The following is a 19,095-nucleotide window of genomic DNA, read 5'->3' on the forward strand; positions in this document are numbered from 1 at the left end:
TTGTGGGTAAAACAAACATAAGCTCAGCTTGCTCGCCTAGCCCCGCCTTGTCAGCCGGAGGAGACCCGCCCCATGAGCCAATTCAACGTCAGCACGCGCCAAACGGGCCCTCTGCCCCCGCTCGTCGGGCCTATCTCGACGCCGACCGCTCAGCCGGCCGCCGAGCCACCGGCCGCGGCGTCTGTCACGGTGGATCAGTACCAGGCGCACGCTCAGACTCCCCAGATCGGCGACATGGGGCCGCTTCCGTGGGAGAGCGCCGAGGTGTCGCATGGGCCCGAAGCGCCCTTCGCGAACACGCCCGAATACCAGCAACTGAGCGAAACCGAGCAAGCCACGCTCAAGACCTTCTTCGAAACGACCATTCAGGGTAACGGCGCAGGGAAAGCCGAAGAGATGGCCACCCGTCTCGCCCAGCTGCTGACGCAGGGCAAGTTCGCGGCCAAGGACGCCTTCGGGCAAGGGCTCATGGACCACCTGGCCGCTTTCAACCAGGCGCCGCTCAACGACGCCCTGCAAGGCCGGACGAGCAAGGACAAGCTCGCTCGCGAACTCGTGACGGCCCTGGCCGACCCCGCATCCGTCATGCAGGGGCAGGGCACCGCCCACTGCGCGGAGGCGACCCTCGAGGCGACCCTCGCCTATACCCAGCCGGCGGACTACGCCCGGATCGCCACCGAGCTCGTGACCAAGGGGCAGGCCCGGATCCCCGGCCCCCCCGGCGGACCCAATCCCGACACCCTGCAGCTCGGCTCGAAGACCGACCTGATATTCATTCCATCCGATCTCAGCGCCATGCTGCAGCGCTCCTTCGAGGCGCGCGTGGCCGGGCGGCCCGCCTACTGGAGCGGGGGCGATTCAGGTGATGCGGGCCCCAGCGGCCTCAACCCAAATCAGGTCAAGGCGCTCTACGACGGGATCATCGGCTCGGATCACCTCACCATGTACGCCAACCAGGGCACCGACCTCTTGCCCGCCATCAAGCAGGCGCTGGGCCACCAGGGCGCGATCAAGGTCACCATGCGCTCGGAGGATGGCCTCCACTCCGTGGCGGTCACCGGCATCTCCGACAAGGGCGTCGCGATCTGGGATCCGGCCACGGGCAAGCACGAGACCCTCTCATCGGCCCAGTTCAACTCGCTGGTCGTGCGGGCCACCCTCGATCGAAATCATCTGGATCAAGACACCGTCAAGCGCCAGGAACAAGCGCAATGGCAGATCTATGGCGACGAGAGCGGCTCCTTCATCGTGCCCGAAAAGGGCGGGCGCCTCGGTGCCCGCGCACAACAAGGCTAGCGCGACCAGACGATAGGGATGATCCTGCACGCCCCCAGGCAACCCGAGGCTTCCGCCCGCCCTATGAAAGCGAGCGATTCCGGGTAAAACAGGCATGAGTTCAGCCTGCTTGCTCGGCCTCGCCCGCCCGACCAACAGAGGAGCGTCATTCCCATGCTCAACATCAGCACGCGCAACACCCGCTCCCTTCCCACGCTCGCAAAGCCCTCGAAGGCGCCCTCTGCCAAGCCGAACGGCGCTCCGACACCCGCTCCGAGCACCGCCCAGGATCGGTACCAGGCGCGGCCTCAGAAGACCTCCCAGAGCGCGGATATGGGGGCGTTGCCGTGGGCGACGCTCGTGACGGGAAAGCTTCCCGGCAGACACGAGCTGGGATGGCTCAAGCAGCCCAAGGGCGATGCCGCCGGCGGTCGCCTCGGCGCCCCCAAGCTAGAAGGCTAGAAGCTCCAGAGAAGGGATGACCATGCACCCCCCCCACGCTTCCCGGCGCCTCCTTTCGCTCGTCCTCGCCGCGACCCTGGCAGGATGCCTCCCGCTGAACAGCATGACGGGAGTCGGCAACTCGGACACACCTTCGTTCGGCGCCGTGGGCGGCAAGAAGGACACCCTCGTCTCCAACAACACGGCGAGCCTCGCGGGCGTCATCCGTGGCCCTGCGACGCTGGTCAGCAACAACGTCGCGGGCTACCGCGTCCAGGCCTACGAGGAGGCTCCCGCCCAGCAGACGGTGGTCTACCTGACGGCGCCTGACGAGCGCTTCTACGCGGGCGACGACGGCAAGGCGATCTTCACCGTCACCGACGACCAGGGCCGCTACGCCTTCAAGGCGGCTCCGGCCGATGTGCCGGTCGTGGTCACGGTCCTGCTTGCTCAGAACCGGCGCCTGGTGGGCTTCATGATCCCCAACAAGGGCGCGAACACCTACGACGTGGATCTCGCCACCACGGTAGTCGCGGAGTTCTTCCGCGATCAGGCCCGCCTGGCCAAGCGCTCCATGGCCGACTACTCGGCGCTCACCACCGAGCTGCCCAAGATCATTGGCCTGACCCGCGAGCTCATCACGAGCGGCAAGATGCCGGTACCGGATCTCGAGGTGAACGCGATCCCCGCCATGCGCCACGCCTACGTCCGCGCCTTCGGCGCCGACAACCAGGCGCTCAGCGATGCTTGGAAGCGCCTGCTCGGCTATCGCCCGCTGCTGATCGACGAGGTGGATGCCGGGCTCTCGGCCGGGCTCAACGCCCTTTCGGTCCATGTGGCCGAGGATGGCAGCCTCTACACGGCTGGCTTCAACAACTTCGACTTGCAGATCGTCCGCCTCAGGCCGGACGGCTCCTCCGAGACCATCACCCAGGCACCGCGCAACAAGTGGATCGACTACGTGGGCGGCATGCTCGCCATCGGCGACACGCTGCACGTGGGGGCCGCAGGCTCCAGCCACTACGGCTTCGACCTCCTGACGCCGTTCAATCCCACCCCCAACGATCCCGATGCGTTGCTTGAGAACAACTCGCTCTGGTTCGAGAGCGGCACGACCGCCGATGATACCCTGCCCTTCACGCCCTTCGACCTCGCATTCAAGGATGGCGATGGCTGGTTCTACGCGACGAGCGACAGCACCAACGAGGTCGTGCGCTATCACGCGCCCGGTGACTATGAGTTCGACGATAACGGCGAAATGTTCGCGTCGAACCTTGAAGTCATCGCTGGCGATCGCAACGAGGCAACCACCTTCGTCCCAGGCCAGGACGCCCAGGCGCCCAATGGCTCGGCCGCGCGCTTCAACTACCCCAGCAACCTCACCCTGCAGACCGTAGGGGGCAAGGACTACCTCTACGTCTCGGACACCCTCAACCACCGGATCAAGCGCATCGACCTTTCGAACCCCTCGTTCCCGACCGAGACGGTCCTCGGCTTCGCGAGCCTGACGCCGTACGGCAACATGCTCAAGCCGCCCGGCGCCCTCGAGGACGGCAAGGCTTCCCAAAGCAAGGCGCAGGGCTTCACCGACCTCGATTCGCCAGAGGGGGTCCCCAAGGCGAAAGCCACCCTCGCCTACCCGCACAAGGTGGTCTTCGACGCGCAGGGCCGGATGTTCATCGCGGACCAGGACCACCGCCGCGTGCGCATGTTCGACGGTCAGAAGGTCTACACCCTCGCAGGCACCGAGCCGGGAGTTGCGAGCGCCGTCGGCGACTCGCGCCGCGCGGGACTCGGCGAGGTGGCGAGCATCGCCTTCGACAAGGACGGCAACTTGCTGATAGCAGACGGGCGCTCGAACAAGCTGCGCCGCCTCTGGCTGAAATTCGGACTTTAAGGGGTTCATCATGAGACGTTCCCATCTGCACAGCCTCTTGGCCCTGAGCCTGTCCTTCGGGCTGCTCGGCTGCAGCCCCGAGCTGGTGGCGCGCCCGGTAACGGGCGACCCCAATGACCAGGCGTCACTGGTTTCGAACAACACGGCGGGTTTCGTGGGGAACGTGCGCGTCCCCGTCGAGCTGATCTCGAACAACGCGGGCGGCCTCATCTCGAACAACGCCGGGGGGCTCATCTCCAACAACGCGGGCGGCTACCGCATCAGCGCCCTTGCCGAGCAGGCGCTCGCCAATTCGCTCATCTACCTCCTCAACCCGGACGAGAAGTTCTACAACAACCTCAAGGGCGAGCGCATCGTCGCGACCACCGACGCGAAGGGCGCCTACCGCCTGCCGACGGTGCTGCCCACGGACAAGCAGGTCATCGTCAGCGCCATGCTCTCGGGGAACCGGCGCATGGTGGGCTACACCTTCACCCAGAAGGGAGAAAACCGCGTCGACGTCAGCGTGGCGAGCACCTACGTCACCGAGTTCTTCCGGGCCCAGGCCAAGAAGGCTGGCCGAACCATGGCCGACTACCCGGGTGCGCTCGACAAGCTCCCCGGGCTCGTGGCCGAAACCCAGAAGCTGCTGGATAACGGCACGCTCCCCATCCCCGACCTGACCATCGGGCAGGCGGATGCCATGAACAAGGTCTACCTGGCCGCCTTCGGCTCGCGCAGCAAGGCCCTGAGCGATGGCTGGGCCGATCTCCTGGGCCGCCGCCTGGTCGCGCTCTCGACTGCTGCGGGCAACTACGCACTCGGCGTGCTCCAAGATTCGGGGCCCGCCACGGGGCTCGGCCTGCACCTGCCGTCAGGCGTTGCGTGCGATTCGCAAGGCAATCTGTTCATCGCCGAAAAGAATCACCACGGGATCCGCTGGGTGAAGCCGGACGGCAGTAGCACCTTCATCGGCGGCTTCATGGGCGACGGCTCAGTGACCCTTCCGGAGCTATCACCGGACGGCGCTCCGTTCTCGGAAACCTTGCTGCCCGCGGTTCATGACGTCACCTGCGATCCCAAGGGCAACGTGATCGTCACCCTGCAGGGTGGGAGCATGCCGACCAACGTCCTGGTCTTCTTGTGCCGCGAGTCCGGGAACTACTATGGTCGAATGAATTTGGCGGCGGGCCACTCCTACATCCTGGGAGACCCAGCAGGCGAGTTTGGGCACAGTGATGGGCCGATCGGAGAGGCGACCTTCAACGCCGTCGCCGGGGTGACGACCGACGACCAAGGCAATCTCTACCTGGCCGATCGCCGCAACAACCTGATCCGCCGGGTCGACGTCGGGACGGGCCAGGTCTCCACCGTGGCGGGCATCAAGAGCTTCGACGCGAAGAAGAAGAGCACCATCCCCGCAGAGCTGCGCGTAGGCTATGCCACCCCCGAGCAAGAGGCCACGGCGGCCGTGATCCATCGCCCCTTCGACGTGGCCTGGCGCAAGGGGGCGAACGGCCTCGATCACCTCTACGTCTGGGAAGGTTCGAACCCCGACGAAACGGACCCCGACATCAAGGCGCTGGGCAACGCCATCCGCGAGATCACCTTCGATCCGCTGCAGCCAAGCGAAGGAACCATTCGCTTCCTGATGGGCGGCCAGGACAAGCGCGGACTAGGAGGCGACGGCGGCCCGGCCAAGGACGCCCTGCTGAACCTCGTCGATCCGTTCAACACCCCCGAGGTACCCTACGGCGGCCTCGCGGTCTCGAAGGACGGCCGGTACCTGTACTTCAACGACTCGCTCAACCGCCGGGTGCGCGTCATCGACCTGCAGACCGGCCTTGTCGACACCGCCGCGGGCGGCGGCGGCCAGGAAGGCGACGCAGAGGCCCGCGAAGCCCTGCTCAAGGACGTTTCGGGCCTCGCGATGGGGCCGAACGGCGAGGTCTACTTCTGCGATTCGGTCAACCACGTGGTACGCAAGCTGAACCGGCAATTCGGGTTCTGACGAAGATGAAAAAGCCCCCCGGCGGTTGCCGGGGGGCTTTTCTTGGGATACTACGCTCGTGCGGCAGGCACGAGGGCGACGGCGCCAGAGGCCTGGCCAACAGGCGGCGCTCCCGCCTCGCTCCGGAAGAAGGCGATCGCCGCCTGGAGGGCACGCGCCTGTTCCTGCAGGGCCTCGACCGATTGCGAGATCTGGGTGGTGGCCGCCGCCGACTCCTGCGCGGCGAGGTTGATCTGGCCCACCGAGGCGACGACACGCTCGCTGCCCGCCTCTTGCTCGGTCGAAGCGGCCGAGACCTCGCGCGTCATGCGGCTCATCTGGTCCACGGCCCGCACGATCTGTTCGGAGCCCTTGGCCTGCTCGCCGACCGCGACAGTGACCTCCTGGGTGAGGGCGTTCATCTGGTCCACCGCCCGGGTGATCTGGGTGGCGGTGCGAGCCTGCTCGCCAGCCGCCTCGACGACCTGGGCGACCAGCCCTCCCGCTTCGCCGATGGAAGCGACGATAGAGCCGAGCGCATCACCGGCCGAACGCGCAAGGCGGGTGCCGTTGTGGACCGCCTCGTTGCCGCGCGCCGTGGCCTCGATGGCCGCCACGCTCTCGGCCTGGATGCCCTTGATGAGGCTTGCGATCTCGCCGGTGGCCTTGGCCGAGCGCTCGGCGAGCTTGCGGACCTCGTCGGCGACCACTGCGAAGCCGCGGCCGTGCTCTCCGGCCCGGGCTGCCTCGATGGCAGCGTTGAGCGCCAAGAGGTTGGTCTGCTCGGCGATGTCGTCGATCACCTCGACGATGGCCCCGATCTCCTTGGAGCGATCGCCGAGCTGCGCGATCTGAGTGCTCACCTGGCCGATCACCTGGGTGATCGCCTCCATGCCCTGGATGGTCTCGTCCACCGCGCGCTGACCCTCGCGTGCAGCCCCGGTCGCACCGGCGGCCGCCTGATGGACTTGGGCGAGGTTGCCCGAGACCTGCTGGATCGAGGCCGCCATCTCGGTGATGGCCGCCGAGGTTTCCTGGGTGGAGGCGGCGAGACGCTCGGCGTTGCCCGCCACCTGACGGATCGAAGCCGTCATCTCGGCGATGGAGCTGGAGGTCTCCTCGACCCCCTCGGCCACGGCCTGGGCGTTCTCCGTGACCTGGTGAATGGCGACGGCCATCTCGCCCATGTCACCGGCCGTCTGCTGGGCGGAGGCCGCCTGAGAGCGGGCCGTGGCGGCGAGCTGGGCGCTGGCCGAACCGATCTGGTGCGAGCCGCTCGCGACCACGTCCGCCGCCACCCGGACCTCACCGACGATGCTGCCGAGCTGCCGCACCATCTGGCGGAAGCTCTTGGCCACATCGCCGATCTCGTCGGTCGACTGCACCGCGACCTTCACGTCGAGGCGACCACCGGCGATCGCCTCGGCGGCCTGCCCCAGCGCGCGCAGGTCCCGGGTGAAGCGGCCGCCCATGAAGAGGGCCACCCCGATGGTGACGAACAACGCGAGGCCGCCGACCCCGAGCAGGACGAGGTGAGCGCGTTCGTTCTCGGCCTTGACCCGCTCCCAGGCACCGTTGACGATCCGGTCCGTTTCCTTGTCCATCTGGGAGAACGTCGCGCGGAAGTCATCCATCAGGACCTTGCCGTCCCTCAGGTGGGCGCGGGCCTCCTGGATGCGGCCCTGGCGCCCGTGCGCGACCATCTCGGCGAGGAAGGCCTCGACCTTATCGATCTTGGGACGGGCCTCGGCAATCAGCTGCTGCAGAGCGAGATGGCCGACGCTCTCCTTGTCCAGGGTCGCAAGCGACGCCTCCAGGTTGGAGTGCCCCCGGTTGTAGGCCTCCAGCAAGCGCTCATCGCCCGTGACCAAGTAGCCACGGACCCCGGTCTCCATGTTCAGCATCTCGGTGAGGATCTGGCGGGTCGCGTTGCTCACGGGGATCGCGTCGTCGATGACCAGACGCGACTCCTCGGTGAGCTTGTTGACGCTCTCGTGCCCGGTGAACCCGATGAAGGCCATCAGGATTAGCGCGCTCGAGAAACCGAGCATCAATTTGCGAAAGACGGTCCAACGCATGTTCGAGTCTCCTTCTTCCATCCGCGGTCCCGGGCGCGTCGCGTCGACGGAATCGCTACCTATCAACAAATCAACATAAGATTCATAAAATCTTCTGATAACGAGAATCGTGTCATGAAAAACAAACAAGCAATCAATCCAATCTAATGGACATCGATTCCTGCTCGTTTGTTCCCGCTGGTTCTCAAAACCTATCGGAGAGCCTCGGATCAAATGCACGAAGCGCCGCGACGAGATCGCCGCCCGCGGGCCCAACGGTTGGGCTCGCGGACGGCTGGTTCAGGGGAGCGGTTCCTTGCAGTGGATGGGGGCTCGCGCGCGGGGGGATCCTCAGGGGGATTCGGCCTCCAGGCGATCGGCATCGATCGCGAAGCCCTTGTGCTCGATCAGGGCGCGCAGGCGTGCCAGGTCGGTCTCGGCGTCGTCACAGGTGACGTCGATGCGATCGGCGAGGATCTCGGCGGAATGGACCCCTCGCAAGAGGATCAGCGTCTTGCGGAGATCCTGGAAGTCGGCATGGGGAGTCGGATGGACTCGAAAGCTGACAAGACGCATGGGGCCTTCCTCTCGTCGCGACGATTCGGCGGGGCCATTCTAGCGCCTCGGCGGGGCGAGGAAAATCAACGCTCGCTGCTTTACTCCTCGGAAGGGTTCAGCCTAAGATCGGCGCACGAGCGACGACGAGGAGGTCTCCATGCTGTTCAGCGGGGTAGGCATCGTCTTGGCGGGACTCCTGGGCACGCTGGCCATGAGCACGTGGTTCTACTTCGCCCACGCCTTCGGGGTGGCCCGGCACAACCCCGGCTCCTACCTGGGGACCTTGATCTTCGGGGTCACCCGGGCGGCCTTCGCCACGGGGCTCGTCTTCCACTTCCTGATCGGGATCCTGGCAGCCTGGATCTACGCCGCGCTCATGAGCCTCTGGGGCATCCAGGGCGGCGTCGGCTGGGGGCTGCTCTTCGGGGCGGTCCACTGGCTGATCGTCATGAGCCTACTCGGCGTGGTGGCTCCGCTGCACCCGGCCGTCCGCAGCGGCAAGCTCGAAAACCCGGGCTACTTCGCACGGCGCGAGGGTTGGAGCGAGGCGGCGGGCAGCCTCATCGACCACCTCTTGTTCGGCGCGATCGTCGGCGGCACCCTGGGCATCTACCACCGCCACATGGGCTTCTCCGTGCCGTACTCGTTCGAGAGCTGGATGCAGCCGACGCTGGAGCCCAGCATCGGTTACCTGGTGCTCGTGATCGCGCTGAGCGTCCTCTTCATCGTCGTCGCGACCATCACCACCAAGCTCGGCTACGGGGACGAGGTATTCGCCGCGGCCACCCCGGACCAGGACGACCCCGATTGGAAGATCGCCCGAGAGCGGCGCGAAACGCCCGAAGTGGAAGGGGAATAGCACTGCGGCCGCCCTGCGCGGCACCCTTCCTTCATCAGAAGCCTCATCGAACCCTCGAACGTTGGGTATGAGACCTAAGGGCAAGGAGCGATCCCCGCCCTTACGAGCACCACCGGCACGAAGTTCGAGCGAGGCAACGACATGACGCGGTTGGTTCTTTGCGGCGCGATCGCGCTGGGCACCCTGGCCGGTTGCGCCCTGGCGCCCTCGGGCCCCGATCCCCGGCTCGACCTGAGCGGTATCGCTCGCTTCGCCGCGCCGCGCGCCACCCAGGCGACGCTCTCGGAGGTGGCCTCCTACGCGACCGTGTCGCTGATCGACGCCGCCAACAACCGCTCGGTTTCAACCACCCTCACCAACGAGAACGGGGCTTTTAGGCTGAGCTTCCCCAGCACCTTCAAGCCGGACCCGGCCAAGTTCTACTACCTCGAAGCGGTCAAAGGCCTGAGCGAGAACCGGCCCGGTTACGTGGCGGCGCGCCTTCGGACCCTCGCGCGCTTCAACAACGGCTGGACGACCCTGACCAACACCCAGCCCAACGGCGGGATCGTGGTCGATCTGGGAACGACCGCGCTCAGCATCGGCGCCGCCCTGCGCCACAACAACCCCGCCTCCTTCGATTTCCTGAGCTTGATTGGCGCCTACTCCCCCGAGGAGGGGGGCCACTACGTCCACCCCGCCCCGGCCCTGAGCACCGACGACTATGGATCCCTAGTAGCGCTGACCGCCGAGTCGCTCGGCCGAAGCGAGGACCCGGTGGCGAGCGTGGGGCTCACCCTGCCGAATACCTGGCACCGGCGCGGCGCCTACGTGACGGTCTCGGCCATCGAGCCCGCCAGCGGCAGCGTCGGGACCTCCTTGACCATCCGGGGCACCGGCTTCAGCGCCATCCCCGGGAACAACCTCGTCACCCTGGGCGACGCCCGGGCCACGGTCGCCACCTCCTCGCTCACCTTCGTCACCGTGACGGTACCGCCCGAGGCCCGCACCGCCTCGGTCTCGATCCGGGTGGGGGCCTTCAGCGCGCTCGGGCCGACCTTCACCGTGACGGGGGTCGTCTCGGGCGGCGTGAGCGACCAGTTCTAGGAGATCCGCCATGGCCACGCCGCAAGGACCGTCCCGCCTGCTCGTCGCTGCCCTGCTGGGCGCAACCCTGGCCGTTGCCAGCTGTCAGGCCGTGCCGACGCTCCTGCCGAACACTCATCAGGAAGCGGGCCGCACCCTCGCAGGAGCCATCGAGGGCGCGAGCGATCGCAACACCCAGGCCACCCTCGCCGAGGTGGCGAGCGGTGCGACCGTCTCCTTGATCGACGGGGTCTCGGGCGAGACCGCCGCCGCCACCCTGAGCACGGCGGACGGCCGCTTCGACCTGGCCCTGCCGAGCGCCTTCTCACCGGTTCCCGGGCGGGCCTACGTGCTCGAGGCGGCGAAGGGCCTCGGGGTGGGGCTCGGGGCGAACCGGGCGGGGGCACCGCTCGCGCGCCTGCGCACGGTCGTCGTCTTTGCGACCGACGGCAGCTGGACCAGCCTCGCGAGCACCACCCCGAACGCACCGGTCACCCTCGGCGCTTCCACCACGGCCCTCTGCGCGATCGCAAGCCTCCAGGGCCTCTCGAACGCGTCACAGGCCGCGCTGGTAGGGCGCCTGGCGAACGGCGCCTACAACGCCGCCGGCTCGCCCATCCCCGCGAGCGACCTCGACCGGGTCCGGACCCTGGTCGGCGAATGCCTCGCGGCCGATCAGGATCCGCTCGAAGCCATCGGCTACGACGCAAGCGCCGGGACCCCCGAGTTGCGTTACGGCCGCAAACCCAACCAGCTCGCGGTGTTCGGCACCCTCACCCCCGCCGTCCCGAGCCCAGGTGGTACCCTCGTCATCAAGGGACAGGGCTTCCCGAACGCCGGAGCCTCGGTGTCGGTCACCGTCGCGGGCAAGCCCGTCGGCTGGAGCGTGAACGCCACGCGCACCGAGCTCACGGTGACGCTGCCCCCAGACGCCTACACCGGCTACCTGAGCATCCAGCAAGGCTATACCGTGCAGACCGGCCCCTTCGTCCCGGTGAAGGGCACCGTCGGCACCTTCGCCGGCAGCCGGATCCTCGGCTTCGTGGACGGCATCGGCCGCGCGGCGTCCTTCACCTACCTCTACCAGCTCACCTTCGACCCGCAGGGCAACCTCTTCGTGGCGGACCGAGACAACCACGCCGTGCGCAAGATCTCGCCTGCGGGCAGCGTGACGACCTTGGCGGGCAACGGGACCGCCGGCTCCACCGACGGCACCGGCGGCGGCGCCCAGTTCAACACGCCGGTCGGGCTCACCACCGACGCGGCGGGCAACGTCTACGTGGCCGAACGCACGAACAACCTGATCCGCAAGGTCACGCCCCAAGGCGTGGTGACGACCTATTCAAGCGGCGGCGGCACCCCCTTCAGCGGGCCCGAGGGCCTGGTCTTCGACCCGGACGGCAACCTCTACGTGGCCGAGAACGCCAATCGCAGCATCCGCAAGATCGCCCCCAACGGGACCACCTCGGTCTTCGCCGGCACCCTCGGGACGTCGGGCTTCGCGGAGGGTGCGGTGGGCGTGGGGCGCTTCGCCCACCCGGCAGGCCTTGCCATGGACCCGGCTCGCAACCTGTACGTGGCGGACTTCGGCAACCACTGCATCCGCAAGGTCACCCCCGCCGGCGTCCTCTCGACGCTCGCGGGCACCAACATCGCCGGCTACGCCGACGGCACGGGGGCAAACGCTCGCTTCACCAGTCCAACGCAGCTCGTCTACGCGCCAGACGGCTACCTGTACGCCGTCGAGTACGGCCAGCGCCTGCGGCGGATCGACCGCAACACGGGCCAGGTCACCACCGTAGCGGGCTCGGGCCTGACCGGGACTGCCGACGGCCCCCTCGGCCTCGCCCAGTTCGCCACGCCTCCCGGCCTCGCTTACCGGAACGGCGTCTTCTACGTCGCCGAGCGAGACGGGCTCAACGTCCGCGCGATCGTGCCCTGAGGATGAACGCCATGCGCCACGCCTTGATCCTCGCAACCGGTCTTTCGCTCGTGCTCGCGGCCTGCACGGGCGATCGCGCGCTGCCGCCGGGCGCGCTCGCCCCCGCCCAGCTCCTGAGCGGCCGGGTCGTCTTCCCCGCGCGCACCGCCCAGACCACCCTCGACGCGGTCGCGAACAAGGCCTCGGTCTCGCTCATCGACGCCAGCACCCAGCAAACACTCGCCACCACCGTCACCGACGCCTCGGGCCAGTTCAACCTCTCGTTCTCGGCCCTTTCCCCCAAGGCGGGGAGCACCTACTACCTCGACGCCTACAAGGGGCTGGAAGGCCACCGGGCAGGGGCTGCCACCGTGCGCCTGCGCACCCTCCTGTTCTGGAACGGCGGCTGGCAAAGCCTCACCAACGCCACCCTCAACGCCGGCGTCACCCTCAGCGCCGCCACCACCGCGATCGCCACGGCAGTCAGCCTCAAGCAGGCCGCAGGCACCGCCCTCGACCTGGCGAAGCTGATCAACACCGTCAACGGCAGCGCGTTCGCCGAAGCCGGCACGGGCCTGAGCAACGCCAACGACTTCACCCCCGTCCTCTCGCACGTCACGAACGCCCTGACGCTCGACCAGGATCCGCTCGCCTCCATCGCCTACGACGCCACAACCGGCACCTACACGCTTGCGAGCCGCCTGCCCTGGGTCAGCTCCGTCTCCCCGGCCATCGGCACCCCCGGCGGAAGCCTGACGCTCAAGGGCGAGAACTTCGAGAGCCTGAGCGGGCGCTACGCCTTCTACTTCGGCACGACGGCGGCGAGCACTTGGAGCGTGAGCGCGGACCGCCGGACCCTCACCGTGCCCATCCCGGCTACCGCCTACTCGGCCCCGCTCACCATGCGCCAGCCGAACGGCGCAAGCCAGATCCTCGCGGGCTTCTACCGGCTGCGCGGGACCGTCGGCACCCTCGCAGGCGCCGGAATAGCCGGCAGCCGTGACGGCACGGGGCTCGAGGCCACCTTCAACCAGCCGGTCCGGCTCATGCCGGACGCCGACGGCAACTTGCTCGTCAGCGAGTACGTGGGCAACCGCATCCGCCGGGTGACGCCGGACGGGCGCGTCACCACCTTCGTGGGCGGCGGGGCCCAAGGCATCGCGAACGGCACCGGCACCGAGGCCCTCTTCTTCCGGCCGGGCGCCATGGTCACGATGCCCGGCGGGGACTACCTGCTCAGCGACATGTGGAACCACATGCTGCGCCGGATCACGCCCTCCGGCATCGTGACGCTCTACGCGGGCGTCGCGAGCGACTCGATCGGTCTTCCCGGCAACACCGACGGCGACCTCGCCACCGCCAGCTTCAACCTGCCCGTCGGCATGCGCTACCGGGGCACCGACCTCTACGTCGCCGACACCACCAACCACAAGATCCGCAAGATCGACGCGAGCGGCAACGTCACGACCTTCGCCGGCACGGGGGTCGCCGGGGACGCCGCGGGCGTGGGCGGCCAGCTCTACGGCCCGCGGGACCTGGTCTTCGACACGAGCGGCAACATGTTCGTCTGTCAATTCCCGCGGCACACCATCCGCAAGATCGCCCCCGACGGCGCCATCAGCACGTTCGCCGGCGCCTTCAACGTCGCGGCGAACGTGGACGACACGGGCGCGGCCGCGAGGTTCAGCAAGCCCCAGAGCCTCACGATCGACGCCGCCAACAACCTGTATGTCGTCGACTTCGGCAACCACAAGATTCGCAAGGTCACCCCGGCCGGGGTCGTGACGACCCTCGCCGGAAGCGGCGTGCAGGGCTACGCCGACGGTCCCCTGCTCGACGCCCGGTTCAACCAGCCGACAGGCGCCTACCTTGCCCCGGACAATACCCTCTACGTCACCGACGAGTACAACCACCGCATCCGGGTCGTCACGTTCTGATGCGGATGGCAGGAAGATCCCCCAGGAGTGGCCCCATGACCTCGAAGCGCTGGCTCCCCTTGCTCACGCTGCTGCTCGCCCTCGCGGCGGGCTGCGCCCCCGACGACGACACGCCCCTCGTGACGGGCGTTCAGCCGGGCACCGGCACCCCGAGCGCGGACACGACCATCGACGCCAAGATCCCGACCGACGGGCCCACCCCACCCTCGAGCGCTACCCCGACGCCCGAGCCCACCCCGAGCGGGCTCGACAGCGGCATCGACACCACGACCCCGACGCCCGGCACGGACGGCGGCTACGAGCAGGTCCCCACCCCGCGCCCGCCCGCCCCCAACGCCACGCCCCCGGGCACGCTGCTTGCGAGCCTCTTTGCGAGCGACCCGCTGCGGGGGATGAGCCTTGCCGGCAACCAGACCGAGCCCTGGGTCCTGCGCACCGCGGACGTGGCCAAGCTGAACGGCGACGGCGAGGTCGTCCTGAGCACGGCGCCGGGCGCCGACGCCGCGGCCCTGGTCGCCACGGCCTACGGGCTGTGGGTGCTGAGCGCCTCCGAGAACCGGCTCTACCGGCTGACGAACGACCAGTACGGCCTGAGCAAGACGGGCTATGGCGTACTGGCTAGCGGCGTGTTGCTCGCCGGTGACGACGCGGAAGGCTGGATCGCCCATGCCGGCGGCCAGCTAACGCGCGTCCGCCTCTCGGATGGCGCCATCCAGAGCTTCGCGGGCGTGACGGGCAGCCCGGTCGCGATCGCCCTCTCGTCGGCTCACGCCTGGGTCGCCACCTCGGACGGCAAGCTGCACCGGATCGACCGGGAGACGGGAGTCGAAGGGGCCACGATCGACCTAGGCGGCACCCCCACGGCCCTCACGGTTGATCGGCTGGGCAACACCTGGGCCGCCACCCATACCCCCAACGCCCTGCGGCGGGTGCCGAGCGGTTCGAGCATCGCCGACCCCGCCCTGGCGCTCGGCTCGCGTCCCTACGCGCTGGCGGCGGGCGATCGCGTCTGGGCCGCCCAGAAGGAGAACCAGCGCGTGACCCACGTGGCGCTGGACGGGACGAACCCCACCTCGGTCACCCTCCAGCTGAGCCCCACGAGCGTCGGGATCGACGCGAACGGCCGCGTCTGGCTGCTCGATCCCAGCCAGGGGCGCCTCGACGTGCTGTGGGGACGCTAGTCTTGACGCATACGAAGCTCGCCATCGGTCTCTGCGCCCTGCTGCTCGCCACGGGCGCGGCCACAAGCTGCCAGGTGCCGCTCGCGCACCAGACGCAAGCCCCCCACGCCCCGCTCACGGGCCGGATCCTCGAAATCGACGACCGCAGCACGCTCGCCGCGCTCGCAGAGGTCGCCAACGGCGCCACCGTCTCCTTGATCGACGCGGTGAGCGGCCGCACGGTCGCTACCACCGTCAGCGCCCCGAACGGCTCCTTTAGCCTCGCGCCGCTCACGGCCCCCGTCGAGAACCGCCCCTACCTGCTCGAAGCGAGCAAGGGGCTTGGCATGGGCCTCGGCGCGAACCGCATCGGCGCGCCGGTCGCGCGGCTGCGCACCCTGGCCTTCTACGCGGGGGGCAGCTGGACGAGCCTCTCGGGCGGCAGCACCCCCCAGCTCGGCCCCCGCACCACGGCCCTGGCGATCATCGGTGGCCTCAAGGGGCTGAGCCCCGCCCAGCTCCAGGCGCTTTCGAGCAAGCTCTCGGGCGGTGCCTTCGACCCGACGGGGACCGCGATCGCAAGCGACGAGTTCACCCAGGTCCACGCCCTGGTGCGCCAGGCCCTCGAACAGGACCTAGACCCGGTGGGAGCGATCGCCTACGAGCCGGGAGCGCCCGCGCGCTTCGCCCTGAAACCGGGCGAGCCCAGCCTGTTCGAGTCCTACACCCCGACCAGCCTGAAGCCCGGCCAGGCCGTCACGGTCTACGGCCAGAACCTACCCCTGCCGGACGCCAGCGTCTCGGTGACGGTGGGCAAGAAGCCCGTCCTGTGGGGAGTGAGCGGCGATCGCACCCAGCTGCGGCTCCAGCTGCCCTCGGACGCCCACAGCGGCTACGTGGAGCTGAAGGCTGGGACGAGCACCTGGATGGGCCCCTATCTCTTCGTCTCGGGGACCGTGGGCACCTTCGCGGGCGATGGCCCGGCGGGCGACTACGACCGGCTCACCTGGCGCGACGCCAAGGGCACCTACGCCCAGCTCAACGCCCCCAATTCCATCGTGCGCAACCCGGCGGACGGCAACTTCTACTTCACCGACCGCTACAACGGCTGCATCCGGCGCATGACCCCGCAGGGGGTCGTCAGCACCTTCACGGGCATCGGCAAGGGGTACCAGGACGGCGGCCCCGGCCAGGCCAAGTTCGCCGATCCCTTCGGCCTCGGGGCGGATCCCGCGGGCAACCTCTACGTGGGCGATACGGGCAACAACGTCGTCCGGAAGGTGGACCCTACGGGCAACGTCACCACCCTGGCGGGCACCAAGGGGCAGATCGTCTTTCAGGACGGACAAGGCCCCAGCGCCCGCTTCAAAAACCCCGTCGGCATGGCCTTTCACGGCGGGTACCTCTACGTGGCCGACTACACCGACCACCGGATCCGCCGCATCGCCGCGGACGGCACGGTCGTGACGGTCGCGGGCGACGGCACGAACGTCACCCAGGACGGCGTGGGCACCGCCGCCAAGATCGCGGGGCCCATCGGCCTTACGGTTGATAACGCGGGCAACCTCTACGCGACCGAGTACAACGGGCTCACCATCCGCAAGATCGAGGCCGGCACCTTCAACGTCACCACCCTCGCGGGCACCGCGCTCGCGAGCGGATCGATCGACGGCATCGGTGCCGCCGCGCGCTTCGTCAAGCCGTACCACATCCGAATGAACGAGAACGGCAACCTGGTGGTGTCGGACCCCGGTGCCAACCGCATTCGCCAGGTCACTCCCGCCGGCGTGGTGACCACCCTGGCCGGTAGCGATCGCATGGGCGCCCTGGACGGCGGGCAGTTCGCCGCCACCTTCCGGGGCCTCACCGACGCCATGCCCTGGAACGGCAGCCTGTTCATCGCAGACCGCTTCAGCCACCGAATCCGAACCTTCACCTACTAAGGCAGCACCCATGACCGCATCGAAGCACCCCATCGCCCCACTCGCCCTCGGCCTGCTGCTCGTGACGGCCGGCCTCGGGGGCTGTCTCGCCACCCCTACCGCGACCGTCGCCACGGCTCCCGCCCTGCGCGGCGAGGTGCGCTTCCCCGTCCGCCAGGCCCAGGCCACCCTCGAAGAGGTCGCCGACGGCGCCAGCGTCACCCTGTTCGAGGCGGCCTCGGGCAACGCACTCGCGAGCACCGTCACCAACGCGGGCGGCGCCTTCGTCCTGAGCTTCGCGGGGCTCTCACCGACCCCGGGCGGGGTCTACTACCTCGAGGCCCTCAAGGGGCTCGCCATGGGCGGGGATCCGAACCGCCCCGGCGCTCGCGCGGCGCGGCTGCGCACCCTGCTGGTATACGACGGCGGCTGGAAGAGCCTGACGAACACGACCCCCAACGCCGGAGTCGCCCTGAGCGCGGCCACCACCGCGATCGCCACCGTGGTCGGGCTCAAGCAAGCCACCGGCACGACCCTGGACCTCTCGAAGCTGGTCGGCAAGGTGAGCGGCTCCTCGTTCGACCAGACGGGCACCGGTCTCTTCGAGGCGTCCGACTTCACCCCGGTGCTCGGGCTGGTGACGAGCGCGCTCTCGCTCGATCAGGACCCGCTCGTCTCCATCGCCTACGACGCCGGCAAGGGCAGCTACTCGCTCATCGGGGGGATCCCCGGGGTGCTCGGCATGAGCCCTGCCATCGGGACGCCCGGGGGTACCGTGACGGTGCGCGGGATGCACTTCGACCCCAGGCCCGGGCGCCTGGCCTTCTGGTTCGGCGCGATCCCCGCCGCGACCTGGAGCATCGCAGCGGACCAGACGAGCGCTACCGTGACCATCCCCGCCCAGGCCTACTCGGCCGAGTTCACGGTGCAGCAGCCCGGGGGCGTCCGGCAGACCCTCTCGGCCTTCTACCAGTTGCGCGGCACGGTCGGGACGCTCGCGGGCAGCACCATCGCCGGCTGGGCCGACGGGGCGGGCTTCGGCGCCCAGTTCTCCAACCCGATCTCGGTGGTGCCCGACGCCGACGGCGCCCTCGTCGTGGTGGACCACAGCGGCCACCGGGTGCGCCGGATGACGCGCCTCGGGCAGGTGACGACCCTCGCAGGGGTGGGCTACCCGGTCGTCCAGGACGCCACCACCTCGGTCGCCGCCGTGGGGCTGAGCGCCTCCTTCAACTGGCCGGCAGGGGTGGCCCTGAGCCCGGACGGCAGCCTCGTTTTGGCCGACAAGAAGAACCACCTGCTGCGCAAGATCACTCGCGACGGCCTGGTGAGCGTCTTCGGCGGCACCGGCGCGACCGGCTCGGTGGACGGCGCGCTCGCCACCGCCCAGTTCAACTGGCCCTCCAACCTCAAGTACCGTGGCAGCGACCTCTACGTGGTGGATCAGGGCAACAACAAGATCCGCAAGATCACCCCCGACGGGACCGTCACGACCTTCGTGGGCAGTGGCGCCGCGGGCAACACCGAGGGGACCAGCACGGGCGCCGAGCTGAACAACCCCCACGAGATCGCCTTCGACTCGGCGGGGAACATGTTCGTCACCTCGTTCGGGGCCTACAACCTGCGCAAGGTCACCCCCGGCGGCGTCACCAGCTCGTTCGTGGGCAACCCCACGACCCAGGGCTACGCGGAAGGCACGGGAGCAGCCGCCCGCATGGCGGGCGTCCACAGCGTCGTGACCGATCCCAGCGACGACTCGCTGTATTTCACGGACTGGGGCAACCACCTGGTCCGCAAGGTCACCGCGGCCAGCGTGACGAGCCTGGTCGCGGGCACCGTCTCGGCCGGAGCCGGCGTCGCGGGCTACGCGGACGGCCCCCTCGCCGCCGCCAAGTTCAGGAACCCCGCGGGCCTCTACCGCGCCCCGGACGGCACGATCTACGTGGCGGACGAGGGCAACCACTGCATCCGCGTCATCACCCCGTAACGAGCCCCCAGCTCACAGCCCCCCGTCCTAGTTCAGGTCGGGGGGCT

The 19,095-nt window shown here is 68.8% G+C and carries 13 protein-coding genes; 11 read left to right on the forward strand and 2 right to left on the reverse strand.

From position 1 onward, the window contains the following. The first annotated feature begins 72 nt into the window (after positions 1 to 72). The 4 genes from J7643_11780 to J7643_11795 all read left to right on the forward strand — a co-directional run bounded on the left by J7643_11780 (position 73) and on the right by J7643_11795 (position 5,603). Positions 73 to 1,296 carry a hypothetical protein gene (locus J7643_11780; protein ID MBO9541259.1) on the forward strand — a complete coding sequence of 408 codons (1,224 nt, stop codon included), beginning with the start codon at positions 73 to 75 and terminating at the stop codon, positions 1,294 to 1,296. A gap of 153 nt (positions 1,297 to 1,449) precedes the next feature. Next, a complete protein-coding gene (locus J7643_11785) occupies positions 1,450 to 1,737 on the forward strand; it encodes a hypothetical protein (protein MBO9541260.1) in 288 nt (95 codons plus the stop codon). Positions 1,738 to 1,759: 22 nt separating this feature from the next. Continuing rightward, on the forward strand, positions 1,760 to 3,613 hold the full coding sequence (locus tag J7643_11790) for a hypothetical protein (protein ID MBO9541261.1): 1,854 nt from the start codon (positions 1,760 to 1,762) through the stop codon (positions 3,611 to 3,613). Between the two features lie 10 nt (positions 3,614 to 3,623). After that, complete coding sequence (locus tag J7643_11795) at positions 3,624 to 5,603, forward strand: hypothetical protein (protein MBO9541262.1); 1,980 nt, start codon at positions 3,624 to 3,626, stop codon at positions 5,601 to 5,603. A 50-nt stretch (positions 5,604 to 5,653) separates the two neighbouring features. On the opposite strand, the gene J7643_11800 is transcribed toward J7643_11795, so the two are convergent. Together J7643_11800 and J7643_11805 are read right to left on the reverse strand one after the other, a co-directional pair. Continuing rightward, positions 5,654 to 7,660 carry a CHASE3 domain-containing protein gene (locus tag J7643_11800; protein MBO9541263.1) on the reverse strand — a complete coding sequence of 669 codons (2,007 nt, stop codon included), beginning with the start codon at positions 7,658 to 7,660 and terminating at the stop codon, positions 5,654 to 5,656. A 330-nt stretch (positions 7,661 to 7,990) separates the two neighbouring features. Further along, positions 7,991 to 8,215 (reverse strand): hypothetical protein, encoded by a 225-nt coding sequence (locus J7643_11805; protein ID MBO9541264.1) that lies wholly within the window; start codon positions 8,213 to 8,215, stop codon positions 7,991 to 7,993. 139 nt (positions 8,216 to 8,354) lie between these two features. On the opposite strand from J7643_11805, the gene J7643_11810 reads away from it, so the two are divergent. The 7 genes from J7643_11810 (at position 8,355) to J7643_11840 (ending at position 19,048) form a co-directional block, all read left to right on the forward strand. Beyond that, entirely contained in the window at positions 8,355 to 9,056 is a 702-nt protein-coding gene (locus J7643_11810) for a hypothetical protein (protein ID MBO9541265.1), read from the forward strand. A gap of 141 nt (positions 9,057 to 9,197) precedes the next feature. After that, the gene (locus tag J7643_11815) at positions 9,198 to 10,142 is read left to right on the forward strand and encodes an IPT/TIG domain-containing protein (GenBank protein MBO9541266.1); all 945 of its coding nucleotides are present in this window, start codon (positions 9,198 to 9,200) and stop codon (positions 10,140 to 10,142) included. 10 nt (positions 10,143 to 10,152) lie between these two features. After that, on the forward strand, positions 10,153 to 12,063 hold the full coding sequence (locus J7643_11820) for a hypothetical protein (protein ID MBO9541267.1): 1,911 nt from the start codon (positions 10,153 to 10,155) through the stop codon (positions 12,061 to 12,063). Positions 12,064 to 12,074: 11 nt separating this feature from the next. After that, positions 12,075 to 13,979: an IPT/TIG domain-containing protein gene (locus J7643_11825; protein ID MBO9541268.1), complete on the forward strand. Its 1,905-nt coding sequence runs from the start codon at positions 12,075 to 12,077 to the stop codon at positions 13,977 to 13,979. A gap of 35 nt (positions 13,980 to 14,014) precedes the next feature. Beyond that, positions 14,015 to 15,160, forward strand: coding sequence for a hypothetical protein (locus J7643_11830; protein MBO9541269.1), 1,146 nt, complete (start codon positions 14,015 to 14,017; stop codon positions 15,158 to 15,160). Positions 15,161 to 15,162: 2 nt separating this feature from the next. Then, positions 15,163 to 17,082 (forward strand): SMP-30/gluconolactonase/LRE family protein, encoded by a 1,920-nt coding sequence (locus J7643_11835; protein MBO9541270.1) that lies wholly within the window; start codon positions 15,163 to 15,165, stop codon positions 17,080 to 17,082. 10 nt (positions 17,083 to 17,092) lie between these two features. After that, positions 17,093 to 19,048, forward strand: coding sequence for a hypothetical protein (locus J7643_11840; GenBank protein ID MBO9541271.1), 1,956 nt, complete (start codon positions 17,093 to 17,095; stop codon positions 19,046 to 19,048). The last annotated feature ends 47 nt before the right edge of the window (positions 19,049 to 19,095 follow it).

This window comes from bacterium, from assembly GCA_017744355.1.
In the GTDB taxonomy this organism is placed as follows: domain Bacteria; phylum Cyanobacteriota; class Sericytochromatia; order S15B-MN24; family UBA4093; genus JAGIBK01.